We start from the raw sequence: 19,471 nt of genomic DNA, 5'->3' as shown, positions 1-19,471 counted from the left end.
ATGAAAGTTGCCTGCATCGGCGCAGGTCCCGGAGGACTCTTCTTCGCCACCCTGCTCAAGCGCAGCCGGCCCGACGCCGAGGTCGTGGTCTTCGAACGCAACCGACCCGACGACACGTTCGGCTTCGGAGTGGTCTTCTCGGACGCCACACTCGACGCCATCGACGCCGCCGACCCCGTCCTCAGCGAGGCACTGGAGAAGCACGGCCGGCACTGGGACGACATCGAGGTCCGCGTGCACGGGACACGGGAGCGCGTCGGCGGCATGGGCATGGCGGCTGTCGTACGCAAGACGCTGCTGAACCTGCTGCAGGAACGGGCCCGTGCCGAGGGCGTTCAGATGCGCTTCCAGCACGAGGTCTGCGATCCCGCCGAACTGGACGACTTCGACCTGGTCGTGGTGTGCGACGGCGCCAACAGCCGCTTCCGCGCCCTGTTCGCGGACGACTTCGGACCGACCGCCGAGGTGGCGAGCGCCAAGTTCATCTGGTTCGGCACCACTTACCTGTTCGACGGGCTCACCTTCGTCCACCAGGACGGCCCTCACGGTGTCTTCGCCGCCCACGCCTATCCGATCAGCGACTCGCTGAGCACCTTCATCGTCGAGACCGACGCCGACTCCTGGGCCGGGGCCGGTCTCGACGCCTTCGATCCGTCGGCCCCGCCGGGCACGAGCGACGAGAAGACCAAGGCATACCTGGAAGACCTGTTCCGTGAGCAGATCGACGGGCACACGCTGGTCGGCAACAACTCCCGCTGGGCCAACTTCGCCACCCGCAGGGCCAGTTCGTGGCGACGGGGAAAGTGGGTGCTGCTGGGCGACGCCGCGCACACCGCGCACTTCTCCGTCGGATCCGGCACCAAGATGGCCATGGAGGACGCGGTCGCGCTGGCCGAGGCCCTGAGGGAGGCACCGGACAGCGTGCCGGACGCACTCGACCTCTACGAGGAGCGCCGCCGCCCCAAGGTCGACAGGATCCAGAACTCTGCGCGGCCCAGCCTGTCCTGGTGGGAGCACTTCGGCCGCTACGTCCGTGACCTCGACGACCCGACACAGTTCGCCTTCCACTTCCTCACCCGCAGCATCCCGCGCGGCAAACTCGCCGTGCGCGACGCGGCGTACGTGGACCGCGTCGACGAATGGTGGCGGCGACGTCACGAGGCGGGGCCCCTGAAGACACCTTTCCGGGTCGGACCGTACCGCCTTCCCTCCCGCCGGGTGACGATCGGCGACGACCGCCTGACCGGGACCGACGGCACCGGCATCCCGATGGTCCCCTTCAGTGGTCAGCCGTTCGGGGCGGGCGTGTGGATCGATGCCCCGGACACCGAGGAGGGGTTGCCGCTCGCCCTTGATCAGGTGCGCGAGACGGCAGAGGCGGGCGTCCTGCTCGTCGGCGTACGGGGCGGTACGGCACTGACCCGCGTACTGGTCGCGGAGGAGGCCCGGCTCGTGCACAGCCTGCCCGCCGCGATCACCGGCGCGTACGACGACGACACCGCGACCACGCTCGTGCTCTCCGGCCGGGCCGACCTCGTCGGAGGCAGCAAGTGAGCGCCCTGGACGCGCTGTTCGCACCCCGAGCCATCGCCGTGCTCGGCGCGTCGGCCACACCCGGGAAGCTCGGTGCGGCGATGGCCGACTCCCTGGCTTCCTTCCCGGGGCCGGTGATGAAGGTCAACTCCGGCCGCCCGGACCCCGATCGGGGCTTCTTCCCCACCGTCGGCGAGGCCGCCGCGGCCCACGGCATCACACCCGACCTGGTCGTCTCCTGCATCCCGGCCGCCGTGACCGCCGACGCCTTGCGCGAGGCGGCAGCCGTCGGTGCCCGCGCCGCACTCGTGTGCGCCGGCGGGTTCGCGGAAGCCGGGGGTGACGGTGCGCTGCACCAGCAGGCGTTGACCGACGTGGTGCGGGACACCGGTATCCGGGTCCTCGGACCGAACACCTCGGGCTTCCTCGCCCCCCACCGACGGCTCACGGCCAGTTTCGTCCCCGGCGTGTCCGACCTGGAAGCGGGTCCGGTGGCGGTCGTGGCCGCGAGCGGCGGCGTGAACCACGCGCTGGCGTTCGCCCTGGCCGAGGCCGGCGTCGGCCTGCGCCTCGGGGTCGGCCTCGGCAACAGCCTGGACGTCACCCAGGGCGACGTCCTGAACCACCTCGCCGACGACGGCGGCGTACGGGCCGTCGCCCTGCACGTGGAGACCGCCGCGGAGGGCCGGCGCCTCACCGAGGCGGTACGCCGCCTGACCGATCGTGTCCCCGTGGTGGCCCTGGTCGTGGGCCGCAGCGACATCGGCGACTTCGCCCGCTCCCACACCGGCGCCCTGGCTACCTCCTGGCGCGTGACCAGGACGGCCCTGCGCCAGGCCGGCGCCGTCCTCGTAGACGACGAACGCGACCTCGTCGACGCCGTCACCGCGCTCAGCCGCGTACGCCTCCCGGCCAACCCACGCCCGGGCATCGGCCTGGTCACCGCACAGGCCGGACCCGGACTGCTGCTCACGGACGACCTGCGCTCCCACGGCATCCAGGTTCCGCCTTTGGTCGAACGGACGGTGAAGGAGCTGCGCGAGCTGCTCCCGGCCCTCACCTATCTGAACAACCCCGTCGACACCGGCCGCCCATCGCCCGCGCTCACGCAGGTGGTGGAACGGGTCTCGGAGGACCCCGGCATCGACGTCACCGCCGTGTACGGGCTGCTGGAACCCACGGCGGTGGACCTCCCGGCCGCGCTGACCGCCGCCCGTACGGCCACCCCGCTCGTCGCCGTCGTCGGCGGACCCGTGGAGCAGGCGCGGCGGACCCGCCGTGCACTGGGCGCAGCCGGCATTCCCTGCGCGGCCACCCCGGCCTCCGGATCGGCGATGGTGCGCGCGCTCGTCGAGGACGCGGCTGCCCGCACCCGACGGGCGGCCGTCGTCGCCGCCACCGATGCCCCCACCCTGCCCCCGCCGGGCCCGGTCGACGAGCACACCGCCAAAGGCGTCCTCGCGGACCTGGGCATCCGTACACCAGTACGCCGCGTCTGCGCCGACCCCGCCGCGGCGCACGCGGCTCTCGACGAGCTCGGCGGGCCGGTCGTCGTGAAGATCCTCGACGCGGAGATCCTGCACAAGACGGAAGTAGGCGGGGTCCAGGTCGGCATCCGCACGCACGACGAGCTCGACGAAGCCCTCGTCCGTATGCCCGCAAGCCCCGCGCTGCTGGTCGAACAGATGGCCCCCGCGGGACCCGAACTCATCGTCGGCGTACGCCGCGACCCGGTCTTCGGCCCTGTGCTGGCGCTGGGCGCCGGCGGAACAGCCGCCGAGATCCTCGGCGACGTCTCGCTGCGCCTCGCGCCCCTGTCCGCGAACGAGGCCCACGCGATGCTCGACGCGCTCGCCACCCGTCAGATGTTCCTCGGCGCGCGCGGCGCCACCCCGGTCGACCGCGCGCGACTCACCCACGTGCTGCTCGCCCTGGCCTCCCTCGCCGCCGACGAGGCCGTGGCCGAGTGCGAGATCAACCCTTTGCGCGTCCTGCCCGACGGCGACGTCGTCGCGCTCGATGCCGTACTGCTGCTGCGTGCCCCCCGGGATCAAGGAGGATCCGATGACGCGTGAGGGATTCGTGCCCTGGCCCAAGGAGGCGGCCGACCGCTACCGCGAGGCGGGTTACTGGCGTGGGCGGCCGCTCGGCTCGTATCTCCACGAATGGGCCGATACCTACGGCGACGCGGTGGCCGTCGTGGACGGCGACACACGCCTGACATACCGTCAACTCGTCGACAGAGCCGACGGATTGGCATGTCGCCTGCTGGACAGTGGTCTCAGCCCCGGGGACGCGATGCTCGTCCAGCTGCCCAACGGCTGGGAGTTCGTCACACTCACCCTTGCCTGTCTGCGGGCCGGAATCGCCCCCGTGATGGCGATGCCCGCGCACCGCGGTCACGAACTGCGCTACCTGGCCGCGCATGCCGAGGTCACCTCGATCGCCGTACCGGACCGACTCGGCGACTTCGACCACCAGGCCCTGGGACGGGAAGTCGCCGAAGCCACCCCGAGCGTACGGCTGTTGCTCGTCGCGGGCGGCACGGCAGGCACCGACGCCACGGACCTGTGCGCCCTGGCCGAACCGGCCGACGATCTGGTCGCGGCACGGGCCCGGCTCGACCGGATCGCCCCGGACAGCGGGGACATCGCCGTCTTCCTGCTCTCCGGCGGCACGACCGGACTGCCGAAGCTCATCACGCGCACCCATGACGACTACGAGTACAACGCGCGACGCAGTGCCGAGGTCTGCGGCCTCGACTCCGACGCCGTCTACCTGGTGGCCCTGCCCGCCGGACACAACTTCTCCCTGGCCTGCCCCGGCATCCTGGGCACCCTCATGAACGGCGGCCGGGTCGTCCTGGCCCGCACTCCGGAACCCGGCAAGGTGCTACCGCTGATGGCCGCCGAGGGCGTGACGGCCACCGCCGCCGTGCCGGCCGTCGTCCAGCGCTGGATCGACGCGGTGGCCTCCGGCCGCCACCCCGCCCCGCCCGCACTACGGCTGTTGCAGGTGGGGGGCGCCCGCCTCGCGCCGGAGGTCGCCCGCCGCGCCGAACCCGTGCTCGGCGGCACGCTCCAGCAGGTGTTCGGCATGGCGGAAGGGCTGCTGAACTACACGCGCCCCGACGACCCCGACGATATCAAGATCGAGACGCAGGGGCGCCCCATGTGCCCGGACGACGAGATCCTCGTCGTCGACGCCTCCGGCAACCCGGTCCCGCCCGGCGAGATGGGCGCCCTGCTCACCCGCGGCCCGTACACCTCACGCGGCTACTACCGGGCCGCCGAGCACAACGCCCACGCGTTCACCCTCGACGGCTGGTACCGCACCGGTGACGTCGTCCGGCTGCACCCGTCGGGCAATCTCGTCGTCGAAGGACGAGACAAGGACCTCATCAACCGGGGCGGCGAGAAGATCTCCGCCGAGGAGGTCGAGAACCTCATCTACCGCCTGCCCGGTGTCGCCCGCGTCGCGGCCGTAGCGAAGGCCGACCCCGACCTGGGGGAGCGGGTGTGCGCGGTCGTGGTCGTCGAGCCGGGGGCTCAGTTGAGCCTCGAATCGGTCCGTGCCGCCCTCACCGCGATGCAGGTGGCGCGATACAAGCTCCCCGAAGACCTGCTGGTCGTGGACGAGTTGCCGCTGACGAAGGTCGGCAAGATCGACAAGAAGCGCCTGCGGGACGTCGTACGGGGCAAGGCAGACTCCGTCGAGGCGGTGTGACGGCGCTCGCCGCCGCCATCACCGTCCGTACTTCGAGCAACTGGCCGGTCGGTCAGCGGTCGTCATTCCCCTTCGCAGATGCCCTCTACTGCGAACTTCTGGTACAGGTGCGGGTAGGCGACGGTGCCCGCCGGGTAGCGCCCCAGGTGTGAGGCGAACTCCGGCGTGCCGAGTGCCGCACGGAGGTGCTCGGTGGATCGCCAGACTGCGACGTTGGTGAAAAGCCGGCTGCCGCCGATACCCCGGTACAGCTGCACCGAGAGCAGGTTCCCCGACTTCTTCATGTACTCCGCGTCGGCCGTCCAGGCGGCCACCACCTCGTCCTCCTTGCCTTCCGGAGCGACAAAGGTGTTGATGATGGTGACAGGGCCGGCCTTCTCCTTCTGCTGGTCGTGGAAGTGGGTGGACTCGTCGAGGTGGCCGAAGCTGAGCATGATTCCTCCATGGACTCGCGTGTGGTGAGTGGTGATCGGTCCGGGTGAGGGGCCAGGCCCTGCGGCCCCGCCCGAGGTCTGCGTCAGGCGTGGTGCTTGTCGAGGAAGTCGGTGATGAGCTGCAGCCACTCCTCGGTCCGCTCCAGCATCGGCAGGTGGCCGGTGGCGATTTCCGCGAGTTGGGCGCCGGGGATGGTCTCGGCGAGCCGACGGTGCAGGGCGCTGGAGACGAGGCGGTCGTCGGTGGTCGAGACGACCAGGGTGGGGACCGTGATGCCGGCGAGGTCGTCGCGGACGTCGACCTGGCCGACGAGGTCGGTCTGCTCGGAACTGCCGTCGGCCGTACCGGCGGCGACGTAGCCGAGGGTCTGCTGCAGTTGCTCGGCCGGCATCGACTCCAGTGCCTGGGTGCCGAGGGCCATCATGAGCTGGAATTCGGCGAGCAGCTCACGGTCGCCGGACGCGGCGATCTTGCTCTGGATCGAGGAGGCGAGAGCGAGCCGGTTGTCGCGGTGCGGGAAGGCGGCGGTCAGCAGGAGTGCGCTGACGCGCTCGGGGTGGCGGGTGGCGGCGCGGATGGCGACCGGGCCGCCGAGGGAGTAGCCGGACACGGCGAAGCGGTCGAGGCCCTCGGCGTCGGCGGCTGCGACGAGCTGGTCGGCGAGGTCGTCGACGGACAGCGGGGTGGTGGAGCGGGGGGTGTCGCCGCTGCCGGGGTAGTCGATGCCGACGATCGTGTGGCGGGCGGCGAGGGCTTCCAGGACGGGGCCGTAGGTGCCGGCCAGGCTGCTGCCGGCGCCGTGGGCGAGGAGCAGGCCGGGGCCGGAGCCGAGGCGGGTGCGGGCGAAGGGGGGTGCGGTGAGGTGGCGAGGTGACATGGCCGTCTGCCTTTCGAATGTGCCGACACGCGAGAATCATCCAGTGCGTGTGATTACTTCCTAAGGTCTATCACACAGGGCGTATGATTCGGGCATGTGACGTCAATCACACGCGCCGTATGATGTGCCGGTAGGGTGGCGGCATGAAGCAGCCCCTCCACCGCCGACAGCCGACCCCGGGCAACCCGCGCGTGCAGCGCACCCGCAATCGCGTGCTGGCCGTCGCGCGGGAACTGCTGCCTCAGGTCGGACCGGCCGGGCTGACCTACGCCCTGCTGGCCGAACGGTCGGACGTCACCCGCCAGACGCTCTACCGGCACTGGCCCACCCGAGCCGCACTTCTCTTCGACCTCGTCCTCGAAGGCCCCGACCTCGGCACCTACCCCGAACCGGGCAGCGACGTGGGTGAGGTGGCCACCGCCTGGCTCAAGAGCCTGCGCGCCGGCGTCAGCGTGCCGGCCGTGCGAACCGCGGCCCTGGCCGTCACCGCCCAGGCCGACCACGACCCCGACAGCGCCCGGGCGCTCGTCCGCATCGGCGAAGACCGCCACGCCGGCTTCAACAGACTGCTGGAGCCCGCGGGCGTCCAGATCAGCGAAGACGAGTTCACCCTGCTGTACGGGCCGGTCCTCGCCCGGCTCTTCCTCGACCGAGGCCAGGTCACCGACACCTTCATCGACGCCGTCGTGGCCCAATGGCTCACGACGCTGCGGCCTGCCGACGCACCGCAGGATTCCCCGGAGTAGCCGGGCGATACTCGCACCCTGCACTGCGGCCGAGTGGCTTCATAGAAGCTTCATGTGCTGAGCGGTAGGTGCTTTATGGGGCGCCTGTTGTCTGACGGTCATGCACGCACTCCTCGTCCCGCCGGTGGACAACGTTGATCACCCTGCTGTGCGGCGCATTCCTTCGGCTGGGGCCGGCCAGGCACCTGGACCCCGCTGGGCACCCGGTCGGCGACGAGGCGCTGCATGAAGAAGACGCCAGCCTGTTCGGCAGCGGTCTCGGCGACGTTGCTCGCAGTGCCGCTCCAAAGCCAACTCCCGGCCGGCGCCCACGCCTGAGCGCCGGATCGACCCGTTGGCGGCAACCGGCCCGGCCGAGAAGCGACTTGGCCGCTTGCCCTCCCCATTCGGCCTGGAGCCCTGCCGGCCTGGCGACAGCACCGTGACGCACGCACATACGACCTGACTCGCACACAGAACGAAGAGGGGTACCGGAAATGAACCTGCGACGGAACATCTCGCGTCGAAGGATGATCGAAGGGGCATCGGCCGCGGCGCTGGTCACGGCGGCCGCGGCCACCGTGCCTGCGGCCATGGCCAGTCCGGAGGCGGCAGCGTCCGGCCCCGGGCTGCCGAAGGGCAACTGGCGTATCGACACCCACGCGCACTACTCCCCGGACGTGTACAACGACTACCTGAAGCGCTACGGCCTCCTCGGCGCCATCACCGGGGCATACGGTCCTTGGTCGGTCGACCGGCACCTGGCCTTCATGGACCAGTACCGGATCCAGGCCGGCGTCCTGTCGTTCGGCGACCTCCAGGTCACCGTCGGCCCGGTCGACGACCGGCGCGCCACCGCCCGCGCGGTCAACGACTACGCCCGCGATCTCGTGCAGACCCGCGGCGACCGGTTCGGGATCTTCGCGGTCACCCCCATGCCCGACATCGAGGGCTCCGTGGCCGAGGTGGACCGCGCGCTCGGCGAACTGGATCTCGACGGCATCTGCCTGCTCACCAACTACAAGGGCACCTACCTGGGGGATCCGTCCTTCGCGCCGCTGTACGAGATCCTCAACGACCGCGGTGCCTACGTCTACGTCCACCCGACGGGTCCGGAGGTGAACCCGGCTCCCAAGCTCTGCTTCGGCCCCGACATCCCAGCCGGCAACAACGTCTTCGAGTACACCTTCGACGCGACCCGTGCGATGACGAGCCTCATCTACAACGGCGTCCTGCGGGACTACCCGAACATCCGCTGGCACTTCACGCACAGCGGCGGCGCGCTGCCGTTCCTGGCCTACCGGCTCGCGACACGGCACTCGGCCTTCCCGCCGTTCAACGAGGTGCTGCCGGAAGGCCCCCTCAAGTACATCAAGCGCATGTACTTCGACGACGCACAGGCGTTCACCGCCGCGCAGTTGCAGCCGCTGTCGTCCCTTGTGCCCGCCGACCACATCATGTTCGGCAGCGACTGGCCGGCGACCCGTCACCTGTACGCGGCCGACAACGTCGAGACGATGCCCTTCCTCAAGGGCAGCCTGCCGATTCTCAAGGCAGGCGACCCCGAGCCGACCGTCGACGAGATCTACAACCGACGCCAGCGGATCGCTCTTGAGCGGGACAACGCCCTCGAGCAGTTCCCGAAGCTGAAGGCGCGTATACGCCGCGCCGGCTCTCGCTGAACCGCGACCGTACGCCCCGGCCGCGGCTTTGCCGAGGGGTGCGGCCGGGGATCTGCGCAAAGGCCGGCGCCGGCTGACGGGGGAGGCCCGCGGGACGGAGCGGGGTGCGGTGGGAGGCCGGCCGATGCACCGTGATCCCCTTCTCCACGCTGGTCCTGGTCAAGCGGAGGCCGGCCCGCAGAGCGTCGCCGGCCACGACGGACCCCGTACGCTGGCGGCATTCGAGGCCTTCTGCCTCCATGCCGCCACTGCCCCCCGCGGCCATGACGGCCTTCCCCCTCCCTCTCCCCACCCCGGCGACGGAAAGCGAGCACGATGAGTACGCAGCGGGTTCTGGTCGTCGATGACGAGCCCAAGATCCGCATGACCGTGCGCGGCTACCTGGAGGCGGACGGATTCCACGTTGTCGAAGCCGCGGACGGGCCGTCCGCCCTGCAGGCGGTCACCCGCGACCGGCCGGACCTCGTGGTGCTCGACGTGATGCTTCCGGGCCTGGACGGATTCCAGGTCCTGCGCCGCATCCGGGAGGCGAGCCAGATTCCGGTGATCATGCTCACCGCCCGGGACGAGGAGGTCGACCGGCTGATCGGCTTCACCACCGGCAGCGACGACTACGTCACCAAGCCGTTCAGCCCCCGCGAACTGGCACTGCGCGTACGCGCCATCCTGCGGCGCACCGGCCACCGGTCCGAGGCGGACCACGAAGACGGGGTGCTGCGCTTCGAGGGACTGACTGTCGATCCCGAGACACGGACCGTGCTGGTCGATGCCGACCAAACGGTGGAGCTGTCCGCTCTCGACTTCGATCTGCTGTTCGCGATGGCCCGTACCCCCGGGCGGGTCTTCACCCGACGCGGCCTGCTGGCCCAGGTGTGGGGCGACGACTTCTTCGGCGACGAGCGCGTCGTGGACGTGCACATCCGCACTCTGCGGCGCGCGCTGGGCGACGACGCGGGGGCACCCCGGTTCGTGGGGACCGTCCGCACCATCGGCTACCGGTTCATCGGGCGCCCCGCCTAGCGGTCAGGAAGGACACCCGCCCATGCCTGCCTCCCGCTTTCCCGCCTACCACCGGTCCCGTGCACGGCTGCGCCGAATCAAGGAGCGCCTGTCGCTCCGCAACCGGCTGGTGCTCTCGCACGTCATGGTGCTCCTCCTGGCACTGGCGGCCATGGCGGCGATCAGCGCGCTGATCGAGGTGTGGCTCGGTTTTGCCGACATCGAAGGCGATGTTGTCCTGCAGGTCGGCCTTTTGTTCGGAGGGGCCGCGGCCTTCCTGGCGTCCGTCGCCCTGTCCCGGTTTCTGCTGCGTCCCCTCGACAGGGTGCGCGCCGCCACGCGACGGCTCGCCGAGGGACACTACGACGACGTCCTCGAACTTCCCAGCGAACCGGGCCTGGCAGCGCTGGTCCAAGACGTCAACACGCTGGCGGCAGCCCTTGCCGACTCCGAGCGCCGACGCGCCCGGCTGATCTCCGAGGTCGCCCACGAGATGCGCACCCCCATCACCATCCTTCGCGGACAGATAGAAGGCATGGCCGACGGCATCTTCATCCCCGATGAGGCGATGTTCGCCTCCCTCGCCGACGACCTCGACCGGCTGCAGCGTCTGGCCGGCGACCTCTCCAGCCTGTCCCGGTCTGAGGAGGGCGCCTTCGATCTTCGCCGCAAGCCCACCGACGTGGCCATGCTGGCTCGGAACACAGCCGAGCGACTGCGCCCCCAATACGACGACCAGAAGGTGACGCTTTCTGTTGACGCAGGCACACCCGTCGCCGCTTTCTGCGACCCGGACCGGATCACCCAGATCCTGGTGAACCTGCTCGGCAACGCACTGGCCGCATGCGATCGGCAGGGACATGTGGCTTTGTCCGTGCACGTGGAACCGTCTCCCGCGCACCACGTGATCGTCCGCGTCATGGACGACGGCATCGGCATCGCCGAACACGTCCGGGAGCGCATCTTCCACCGCTTCGAACGCCTCGAGCATCCCGGCCGACCCGCTGCCGCCGGCGGCAGCGGCATCGGCCTGACCATCGCCCGGGGCATCGCCCGAGCCCATGGCGGAGATATCACCGCGGAGTCCGCCGGCCTGGGCAAGGGAGCGACAATTACGTTGCACCTACCGCAGGATCACGTTCCCGGGGGCGTTCTGCCACTGGTCTCCACCTGACCCATCGACGGCGGAGCGGCTGTGACGAGCACGTCGCGGTCGTCAAGGACGCCGAGCAGTGCGCTCACTACGCCCGCGCTTGCTGCCCGGTCGCGCGCGGTCGACCGGGCTGGGACCGCTCGGTCCGAGGCCGGTGTCGGCTGTCAGTTGCCGAACAGCTGAAGGGTGCTGAGCCCATCTTGAGCGCACCTTCCGGGTGATCAAGTAGACGCTCGGCCGGACCCGCGCAAGGCTCCGCACCCCCGAGGCGGCGGACCGGTGGACTTGGCTTGTCATCGCGGCCCACACCCAACTCCATCTCGCCCGGGCCGACTCACCCCCGCACGGGTCCGCCGGCGGTTGAGGAACCTGCCCAGCTTCATGGAAGCTTCATGCGCGGAGCGGCAGGGGCTTTATGCGGCGGCTGTTGCCTGGTGGTTGTGCAGCTTCCTCGTCCCGCCTTCGATCACCAGGTTGTACAGCACTTGACCACGGCGGTTCACACCGCGCTGTCCGGTTCGGCCCAGCTCGGTGTACTCCTCGGGGATCCGGCTGGACACACGCTCGGCGATTAGCGGCGTGCTCGCGGGGCCGCTCCTGTTCCGTCTCCGTTCCATCCCGTGTCCGTCACTGGTGAGCCGCCTGGCCGGGATCGGCTCGCGCACGCCTGTCGGCGAGGCGGACGTGGTGTGGGCGGCTGTGGGGAGCCTGCGATGAATTGCGTATCGATCTGAAGGAACGTGAGAGTGGAACAGACCATGATGGCGGTCCGCCTGTTCGAGCACGGCGGGCCCGAGGTGCTCAAGTACATCGAGGCGCCCATTCCCGAGGTCGGCCCCGACGACGTCTTGCTGCGCGTGCACGCCACGGCCGTCAACAGCTGGGACCTGCGCTACCGTGCGGGCAACCTGCCGCAACAGCTGCCGGGACGGCCGCCGTGGCCGTTGCCCTTCCAGCTCGGCCGGGACGCGGCCGGTGAAATCGTCGCCACCGGAGACAACGTCACCCGCTGGCGCCCCGGCGACCGGGCGGTACAGCTCCCGCACCCGCCATGCCGCACCTGCGCCCTGTGCCTGCGCGGACTGGAAAACCTGTGCGTCGACACCGCCTATCCCGGACACCAGGTCTTCGGCGGATACGCCCAGTACGTCGTGCGCCGCCAGGACACCATCCTGCCCATCCCCGACGGCGTCGACTTCCAGACCGCCGCAGCCACCATGTGGACCTACACCACCCCCCTCAACTGCGCCCGCCAAGCACCCGTCGGCCCCGGCGACACGGTGGTCATCACCGGCGCCAGCGGCGGCATGGCGATCGCCTGCGCGCAACTGGCGAAACTCAGCGGAGCCACCGTCATCGGCACCACCACCAAACCCGACCACGACGAGGCACTCAGCAAGCTCGGCTACGACCACATCGTCCACTCCATCGACCCCCGACTGCCCGCACACGTCCGGGAGCTGACGCACGGCCTGGGCGCCGACGCCGTCTGGGACTGCGTCGGCGGCAACGACTTCTTCCAGCTCTCCCTCGCCTGCACACGGCTCGGCGGCACCGTCGTCGTCCTGGGCACACCCACCGACCAGGGCTCCCGCCTCGAACTGGACGCACTCGCCGTCATCGGCCAACAGGTCAAAATCGCCGGCGTGCGCGGCGCCACCCTGCGCGACCAACAACTGTGCCTGGAACTACTGGCGGCCGGAAAGATCACCCCGATCATCGACCGCGCCTACCCCCTGGAAGAGGCGGCCGAAGCCCACGCCTACCTCGAAAGCCACCGCCAGACCGGCAAAGTGCTCCTCCTGCCCTGAGCCCGCGGCAGCCGGGAAGCGGCGCTCAGGTAGCGGTGGTCCGGCAGTACTACCGCCGCCTTCTATCCGCTAACATAGAACAATTAGATAGATGAATAGCCTAGTGCTGGCGAAGGAGTGGCCGTGGACTTCGGGCTGACCGACGAGCAGGACCTGTTGCGTGCGACGGCTCGGAAGTTCGTCGCCGACGTGTGCCCGGCCGAGAAGGCCAAGCAGTGGGACGAGGAAGGCGTCGTACCACCCGAGCTGTTCCGGGGCATGGCCGACCTCGGGTGGTTCTCGCTGCCGTTCGCCGAGGACGAGGGCGGCGACGGTGGCGGGCCGCTGGAACTCATCCTGATCGCCGAGGAGCTCGGGCGGGCCAGTTTCGACGTGGCCATGTGCTACATCGGGGTGCTCATTCCCGGCATCACGGTGTTCCGGTGGGGCAGCGAGGCGCAGCGCGACTTCATCCGCGAGCAGGTGATGACGGGTCGGCACCGGCTCGCCGTCGGTCTCAGCGAGCCGGACAGCGGGTCCGACGCCGCGGCACTGCGCACCACCGCCGAGGACCACGGGGACAACTTCCTCGTCCGGGGTCAGAAGGCGTGGTGCACGGGCGGCGGTCTGCCCGACACGACCATCGCCACGTACGTGCGGACGGGGCCCCGCGAGCCCAAGCACGGCGGCATAAGCCTGCTCCTCGTCGATCCCGCGACCGAGGGCGTCGAGGTGCGCCGGACGCCGACACTGGCCCGGCACATCCTGGGCACCAACGAGGTCTTCTTCAACGACGCCCTGGTGCCGAAGGAGAACCTCGTCGGCCCCCGCGACGAGGGCTGGAAGGTGATGCTCTCCAACATCGAGCTGGAGAAGGTGATCATCAGCGGGGGCTATCTGGGCGCCGCGCAGGCCACGCTCGACGAGATGCTCGACTACGCGCGCAACCGGCACGCCTTCGGCCGGCCGATCGGCAACTTCCAGGCCCTCGCGCACGCCATGGCCGACCTGCAGACCGAGATCGACTCCGCCCGGCTGCTCGCCTACCGGGCGGCCTGGCTGCTCGCGCAGGGCAAGCCGTGCACACGGGAAGGGTCGATGGCGAAGCTGAAGGGCTCGGAGACGTACGTGGCGGCCGCCCGGCTGGGGATGCAGGTCTGCGCGGGGCACGGTTTCTCGACGGAGAGCGTGATGAGCTTCCGGTACCGGGAGTCGATCGTGGCCACGATCTCCGGGGGTACGAGTCAGATCCAGCGCAACGGCATTGCCCGCAGCATGGGGCTCAGGTCCTACTAGGCCTCGTCGCCCGGGCTGTCGGCTGTTCCTGAGCCTCGCTGCCCGGGCCTGGCGGCTGTTCCTTTTGAGCTCCGTCGCCCGGGCCTGTCGGCTGTTCCTTCTGAGCCCCCGTTGCCCCGGCCTCGCGACTGTTGCTACTGAGCCTCGGCGTCCTGACCGGCCAGCCACTCCTGGTGCCGTGCGAAATGGCCCTGGTCCCGGGTCACCCAGATTCCGGAGACCCGGGCCAGCACGGCCCGCGTGGGCAGCAGCACCATCTCGCCCGCGATGTACCAGCGCCTGCCCTCCCGCTTCTCCACCCAGGCCCGGACCTCCAGCGGCCGCTGCACCGGCACCGGCTTCACGAAGCTCACGGTCAGTTCCGCCGTCACGCTCAACACCCGGTGCAGCAGCGGCAGATGGCCGAGGCAGTCGTCCAGTACGGCCGCGGTCCAGCCGCCGTGCGCCACATCGGGCCCGCCCTCCTGGTCTCGCGGGCAGGACAGCTCGAACCGCGCCGACCCGTCCTCCTCGAGCCGCTCGTGCTCCACTCCCAGCCGGCAGGAACCGGCGGCGCGGCACGCCCCGCACAGGGCCACCCCGCCGGGAGTCCGGGGCGGCTCCTGGAAGTCGGCCCCCGCCCAGGGCCCGGTCGGTGGCGTCGTGGACATGGTGTGACTCCTCTTGTCGGGCGTCGGAGTGTCAGACATCGGCAAGCAGCGGACGCAGCTTCCCGGCGATGAGCTGGACCTGCCGGGTCACCATCTCCTCGGGCATCCCGGCCAGCGAGGCCCACAGGAACACGCCCTCCACCGGCAACCCTGCCACGTACGCCCTGATGGCATCGGCGACGTCCTGCGGGGTGCCGTAGAGGAACTGGCCGACGCCGGTCGCGCTCAGGCCCGTCTCCCGCCACTTCTCGGGGTCGATGGGGCGGGGGAGCGGCTGGTCGGTGCCCTCCACCATGTACCGGCGGTAACTGTCCCACTGGTACGCCAGGTGCTTGCGCACCACCGGCCAGTCGCCGTCGGGGTCCTCGGTGACGAACGTGGTGAACGAGCCCTGCATACGGGCCGTCGAGACGTCGTACCCGCTCTCCGCGAGCCCTTCCCGGTACGGCGTCAGCAGCGCCGGGTTCAGCGACAGCAGCCCCGTGCCGAGCCGGCCGGCCCGGCGGGCGCCCTGCGGGCCCTGGTAGCCGAGCCAGATCGGCAGCGGATCCTGGACCGGGCCCGGGGTGACCAGGGATTCGGCCCACAGGCCGCGGATCTCCCGTACCCGCTGATCGGTCGTGGAGTAGCGCTTGGTGAGGTCGGCGCCGTACAGCCGGTACTCGGGCACCCGGTAGCCGGTGCCGAGCCCGAGGTCCAGGCGGCCGTCGCTGATGATGTCCACGAGCGCGGCCTGTTCGGCGATCTCGGGGGCCGCGTGCAGCGGGGCGGGGATGACCGCGGTGCCCAGGCGGACGCGGCGGGTGCGGGCGGCGGCCGCGGCGGCCATGGTGAGCGGCTGGGGGAGATAGCCGTCCTCGAAACCGTGGTGTTCCGAGAACCAGACCGAGTCGAGGCCGAGCCGGTCCGCCTCCTCGCACATCTCCAGGGCGAACCCGTACACGCGCGACCAACGCTGCTGCCACGGCGGCGGGTTGCGCAGATCGAAGTAGATGCCCACCTTCACGAGGAACCTCCTGCTGCTGGGTTGTCGGCAAGCTGGATCGTCGCGTGTGCGACGGTCACTCCGTCCCCGGGTGGCAGGAGCCGTACCGGGCGCAGTTCCAGCGCCTCGATCTCGGGGTGATCCTCGACCATCGCCGAGATGCGCAGGACGGTCTCCTCCAGGGCCCCGAGGTCCACCCCGGGGCCTCCGGTCCGGCCGTCCAGCAGTGGGGTGGCCCGCAGCGAGCGGACCATCTCGCGGGCGTCGCGGTCGCTGAGGGGGGTGACACGGTGGGCGACGTCGGCCATGAGGTCGGCGTAGTCCCCGGTGAGGCCGAAGGCGACCACCGGGCCGAAGACCGGGTCGGCGCGGACGGTGAGAAACGCGTCAGGTCCGGGGCCCGGTTCGCTGTCGCGTACGGCGATTCCGTACGAGGCGAGCAGCTCGGCGGCGACCGCTGCGGGGACCGGGCCGGGAGCACAGGAGGCGATCAGCGACCGGGCCCGCTCGGCGTCGACTCCCGCGAGGTCGGGTACGACGCCGGCGGGGGTGCTGCGCCAGGTCTGGTAGGCCGCCGCGTGTCCGAGCGAGGTGGCCGCGGCCTCGGGGAACGTGTACGTCGGGACCACCAGGTCCCCCCGGTGCAGGAGATCGGCGACGCCCGCGCCGCCCAGGAAGCTGGCCAGCACGGGTTTGTCGGGCCGGGCCGCGGCCGCGTCGAGGATCGCCGACGCCACCTCGTCGGGCTTGTCCGCGAGCGGCGGCATGAACAGGACGACGGCCGCGTCGATGCCGTCGTCCGCCAGTGCGGCGTCCAGCGCCTGCCGGTAGTGGGCGGCCGTGGCGGTGGGCGTCAGGTCGATCGGGTTGGAGACGTCGGCGTGGGGCGCGAGGGCCGGACGGAGTGTCTGCCGGGTGCGCTCACCGAGCTCGGGCACGCACAGACCGCTCGCGGCGCACGCGCCGACCGTCAGCGCCGCCGGGCCGCCCGCGTTGGTGATCACGGCGACCCGGTTGCCGGGCGGGGGAGGCTGGTGGGCGAGCAGCAGGGCGACGTCGAACAGCTCCTGGAGGCTGCGGGTGCGGATCACGCCGGACTGGGCGAACAGCGAGCTCACCGCCGAATCCGCGTGGCCCGGATGGACCGCGACGATCGGCTTGCGCGGCGCGATCCGGCGGGCGACGCGGGCGAACCGGCGCGGATCGCCGAAGGTCTCGACGTGCAGCAGGATCACCGAGGTACCCGGGTCCTCCTCCCACCACTGGAGCAGTTCGTCGGTGGAGACGTCGACGGCGTGGCCCACCGACACGAAGCCGGAGAAGCCGAGCCGCAGCCGCCGGGCGAAGTCGAGCACCGCGAGCCCGAGCGGCCCTGACTGACTGGACATCGCCACCCGGCCGGGCGTCGGCAGGGCGGGCGAGAAGGTCGCGGCCAGTCGCGCCGCGGGGGTCGTGTTGACCACGCCCATGCAGTTCGGGCCCACCAGCCGCATTCCGGAGGCGCGGGCGAAACGCGCCAGCTCCAGCTCGCCGGCTCGCCCTTCGGCTCCGGTCTCCCCGAAGCCCGTCGAGACGACGACCACCGCCTTGACCCCGACCTCCGCGCACTCCCGTACGACACCGGGTACGGCCTCGGCGCGTACGGCCACCAGCGCCAGGTCCGGCGGTTCGGGCAGGTCCCGGACGCTTGCGTACGCCCGTGCCCCGGCGATCCGCCCGGCGCGCGGGTTGACGGGGAACACGCTGCCGGCGAAGCCGCCCCGGAGCAGGTTGGCGACGATCTCGTGGCCGATCGTCAGGGGGTCGCGGTTGGCGCCGATCACGGCGACCGAGCGCGGTTCGAGCAGGGGCTTGAGCGAGCGCCGTACGGCCGTCTGCTCGCGGCGCTCGGCCCGCGCCACGGCCTGGGCCTGCGGATCGACGGCGATCTCGAAGTGGATGATCTGGCCGGGCGGACCGGCTTCTATCCGGTAGCCGGAGCCGAGGAACACGTTGATCATCCGGGCGTTGTCGGCGAGGACGTCGGCCTCCAGCACCCGGATGCCCCGTGCCCGCGCGGCGGCGGCGATGTGCTCCAGGAGCAGCCTGCCGAACCCCTCGCTCTGGTGGTCGTCCCGGATGGTGAACGTGACCTCGGCGTGCTCCGGTTCCTCCGGGTCGCGGACGTAGCGCACCAGGCCGGCGATCTCGTCACCGGCCAGGGCGACGAGCGCCAGCTCGTTGAGGTAGTCCACGTGGGCGCCGCGCCGGATGACGTCGTCGCGGGCGCGGACCACCGGTCCGAGGGAGCGGTAGGCCAGGGTGGCCCGGGACAGGGTGCCGACGAAGGCGACCAGGCGGTCCGCGTCCTCCGGCCGGATGGGCCGGACGAAGGTCGACCGCCCGGTCCTGACGAGTCCGGGCCGTTCCAGGTCTTCGGGATACGAGGGGTACGGGGGAGTGGTCACGGGTGATGCGTCCGGAATCCTCGCGCCGTCGGCGCCGCTCAGACGGCCGCCTCCTGGGGAGTCTGCTCCGGCAGGCGGAAGAGCTCGTTGAAGGTGCCGCGCGTGACGCGCTCGCGGATGTCGTCCGGCACGCCGTCGAACAGGTCGTGGAGCGTGGACTGGGTGTGACCGTAGGTGCCTTCGAGGTGGGGGTAGTCGTCGCCCCACATCACGTTGCGGTAGCCGGTCGACTCGACGATCTCCACCGAGCTCTTGTCGTGCTGGAAGGAGGCGTACACCTGCTGCCTGATGATCTCGCTGGGCAGCCGGCTCAGCTTCGGCCGGACGAACATGCCGTGCTGGCGGTAGGCCTCGTCCATCCGGTCGCCGATGGCCGGCATCCATCCCGCGCCGCCCTCCGCGATGAGGATCCTCAGGTCGGGGTGGCGGTCCAGAGCGCCGCCCGCGACCATGTGGGACACCACTCGCATGCCCGGGTAGGTCGTCTCCATGTAGTTGACGACCGCACCGCCGGGTCCGCGGAAGACGACGTTCTGGCCGCCCGTGCCGATGTGGAAGGCGAGCACCAGACCGGCCCGCTCGACCGCCGTCCACAGCGGCTCCCAGCGGTCGAGGGCGTACTCCTCGCCGTCCCGCGTGGAACACGGCAGGAAGACGGCCTTGAACCCCAGCTCCGCCACCCGTTCCACCTCGGCGACCGCGTCGTCGATGTCGGCGGTCGAGAGGCAGGCGGTGGTGATGACCCGCTTGTTCTTGCTGAGGATCTCCTCGTGGGCCCAGTCGTTCCAGGCCCGTACGGTCTCCCGGGCCAGCTCCCGGTCGGTGATCGACACCAGCCAGAACCCCATGGAGGGGAAGGCCAGTTGGGACCACACACCCTCCTGGTCGAGGTCCTTGAGGCGGACCTTCAGGTCCCAGGCGCCCGGCGGACGCATGGCGTCCATGAAGTCGCCGAGCTGGCGGTCGATGCGCTCGCCGTCGATGTAGAGCATCTCGTACTTCTCGCCGCGCTCGCTGCGCGGGGCGCGGGCGCCGAGCCGTGCGGGCAGCCTCTCGGTCCACACATCGGCGGGTTCCATCACGTGGGAGTCCCCGGAGTTGACCCAGATCTTCGTCATGACGCTCCTTCGGGTCAAGGTTGCAAGCTCAATGGATGTAATCAGTTAGCGATTT

16 protein-coding genes and 1 pseudogene are annotated in these 19,471 nt (G+C 70.7%); 10 read left to right on the top strand and 7 right to left on the bottom strand.

Translation table 11 applies throughout. The features are described 5' to 3' along the window. The 3 genes from AQJ46_RS01880 to AQJ46_RS01870 are packed head-to-tail and all read left to right on the top strand — an operon-like array spanning position 1 to position 5,259. Positions 1–1,554, top strand: a complete 1,554-nt coding sequence (locus AQJ46_RS01880; RefSeq protein WP_059203872.1) for an FAD-dependent monooxygenase — start codon at positions 1–3, stop codon at positions 1,552–1,554. After that, the gene (locus tag AQJ46_RS01875; protein WP_059203871.1) at positions 1,551–3,608 is read left to right on the top strand and encodes an acetate--CoA ligase family protein; all 2,058 of its coding nucleotides are present in this window, start codon (positions 1,551–1,553) and stop codon (positions 3,606–3,608) included. Before AQJ46_RS01880 ends, AQJ46_RS01875 begins: the two co-directional genes overlap by 4 nt. Continuing rightward, a complete protein-coding gene (locus AQJ46_RS01870) occupies positions 3,598–5,259 on the top strand; it encodes a (2,3-dihydroxybenzoyl)adenylate synthase (RefSeq protein WP_059203870.1) in 1,662 nt (553 codons plus the stop codon). Before AQJ46_RS01875 ends, AQJ46_RS01870 begins: the two co-directional genes overlap by 11 nt. A 62-nt stretch (positions 5,260–5,321) precedes the next feature. On the opposite strand, the gene AQJ46_RS01865 is transcribed toward AQJ46_RS01870, so the two are convergent. Next, the gene (locus AQJ46_RS01865; RefSeq protein ID WP_059203869.1) at positions 5,322–5,693 is read right to left on the bottom strand and encodes an antibiotic biosynthesis monooxygenase family protein; all 372 of its coding nucleotides are present in this window, start codon (positions 5,691–5,693) and stop codon (positions 5,322–5,324) included. 83 nt (positions 5,694–5,776) lie between these two features. Further along, positions 5,777–6,571, bottom strand: coding sequence for an alpha/beta fold hydrolase (locus tag AQJ46_RS01860; protein ID WP_059203868.1), 795 nt, complete (start codon positions 6,569–6,571; stop codon positions 5,777–5,779). A 143-nt stretch (positions 6,572–6,714) separates the two neighbouring features. Here AQJ46_RS01860 and AQJ46_RS01855 point away from each other — a divergent pair, with 143 nt between their 5' ends. From AQJ46_RS01855 to AQJ46_RS56955, 5 genes and pseudogenes are all read left to right on the top strand, one after another. Then, positions 6,715–7,317 (top strand): TetR/AcrR family transcriptional regulator, encoded by a 603-nt coding sequence (locus tag AQJ46_RS01855; RefSeq protein ID WP_059203867.1) that lies wholly within the window; start codon positions 6,715–6,717, stop codon positions 7,315–7,317. 509 nt (positions 7,318–7,826) lie between these two features. After that, positions 7,827–8,978 (top strand): amidohydrolase family protein, encoded by a 1,152-nt coding sequence (locus tag AQJ46_RS01850; protein ID WP_059203866.1) that lies wholly within the window; start codon positions 7,827–7,829, stop codon positions 8,976–8,978. Between the two features lie 315 nt (positions 8,979–9,293). Next, the gene (locus AQJ46_RS01845) at positions 9,294–9,998 is read left to right on the top strand and encodes a response regulator transcription factor (protein ID WP_059203865.1); all 705 of its coding nucleotides are present in this window, start codon (positions 9,294–9,296) and stop codon (positions 9,996–9,998) included. A gap of 124 nt (positions 9,999–10,122) precedes the next feature. Next, positions 10,123–11,151, top strand: a complete 1,029-nt coding sequence (locus tag AQJ46_RS01840) for a sensor histidine kinase (RefSeq protein ID WP_225887208.1) — start codon at positions 10,123–10,125, stop codon at positions 11,149–11,151. A 178-nt stretch (positions 11,152–11,329) separates the two neighbouring features. Next, positions 11,330–11,502, top strand: a pseudogene (locus AQJ46_RS56955) (NF041680 family putative transposase); the annotation flags it as partial. Between the two features lie 41 nt (positions 11,503–11,543). Here the strand turns inward: AQJ46_RS56955 and AQJ46_RS55305 are convergent. Beyond that, a complete protein-coding gene (locus AQJ46_RS55305; protein ID WP_159063981.1) occupies positions 11,544–11,690 on the bottom strand; it encodes a hypothetical protein in 147 nt (48 codons plus the stop codon). 186 nt (positions 11,691–11,876) lie between these two features. Between AQJ46_RS55305 and AQJ46_RS01835 the strand changes: the two genes are divergently transcribed. Beyond that, complete coding sequence (locus AQJ46_RS01835; RefSeq protein ID WP_059203864.1) at positions 11,877–12,941, top strand: quinone oxidoreductase family protein; 1,065 nt, start codon at positions 11,877–11,879, stop codon at positions 12,939–12,941. 123 nt (positions 12,942–13,064) lie between these two features. Further along, positions 13,065–14,216, top strand: a complete 1,152-nt coding sequence (locus AQJ46_RS01830; protein ID WP_059203863.1) for an acyl-CoA dehydrogenase family protein — start codon at positions 13,065–13,067, stop codon at positions 14,214–14,216. Between the two features lie 134 nt (positions 14,217–14,350). Here AQJ46_RS01830 and AQJ46_RS01825 read toward each other — a convergent pair whose 3' ends face one another. Genes AQJ46_RS01825 through AQJ46_RS01810 form a run of 4 tightly spaced genes read right to left on the bottom strand, consistent with a single transcriptional unit; the run spans position 14,351 to position 19,416 of the window. Then, positions 14,351–14,866: a PaaI family thioesterase gene (locus AQJ46_RS01825; RefSeq protein ID WP_225887207.1), complete on the bottom strand. Its 516-nt coding sequence runs from the start codon at positions 14,864–14,866 to the stop codon at positions 14,351–14,353. A gap of 31 nt (positions 14,867–14,897) precedes the next feature. Beyond that, complete coding sequence (locus tag AQJ46_RS01820; protein WP_059203862.1) at positions 14,898–15,872, bottom strand: LLM class flavin-dependent oxidoreductase; 975 nt, start codon at positions 15,870–15,872, stop codon at positions 14,898–14,900. Further along, the gene (locus AQJ46_RS01815; RefSeq protein WP_059203861.1) at positions 15,869–18,298 is read right to left on the bottom strand and encodes a bifunctional acetate--CoA ligase family protein/GNAT family N-acetyltransferase; all 2,430 of its coding nucleotides are present in this window, start codon (positions 18,296–18,298) and stop codon (positions 15,869–15,871) included. The genes AQJ46_RS01820 and AQJ46_RS01815 overlap by 4 nt, the downstream gene beginning before the upstream one ends. A gap of 38 nt (positions 18,299–18,336) precedes the next feature. Beyond that, positions 18,337–19,416, bottom strand: coding sequence for an amidohydrolase family protein (locus tag AQJ46_RS01810; protein ID WP_057612807.1), 1,080 nt, complete (start codon positions 19,414–19,416; stop codon positions 18,337–18,339). Positions 19,417–19,471: the final 55 nt, after the last annotated feature.

The sequence above is a fragment of the Streptomyces canus genome (assembly GCF_001514145.1).
Classification (GTDB): domain Bacteria; phylum Actinomycetota; class Actinomycetes; order Streptomycetales; family Streptomycetaceae; genus Streptomyces; species Streptomyces canus.
This window is presented reverse-complemented; position numbering and strand designations above follow the sequence as displayed.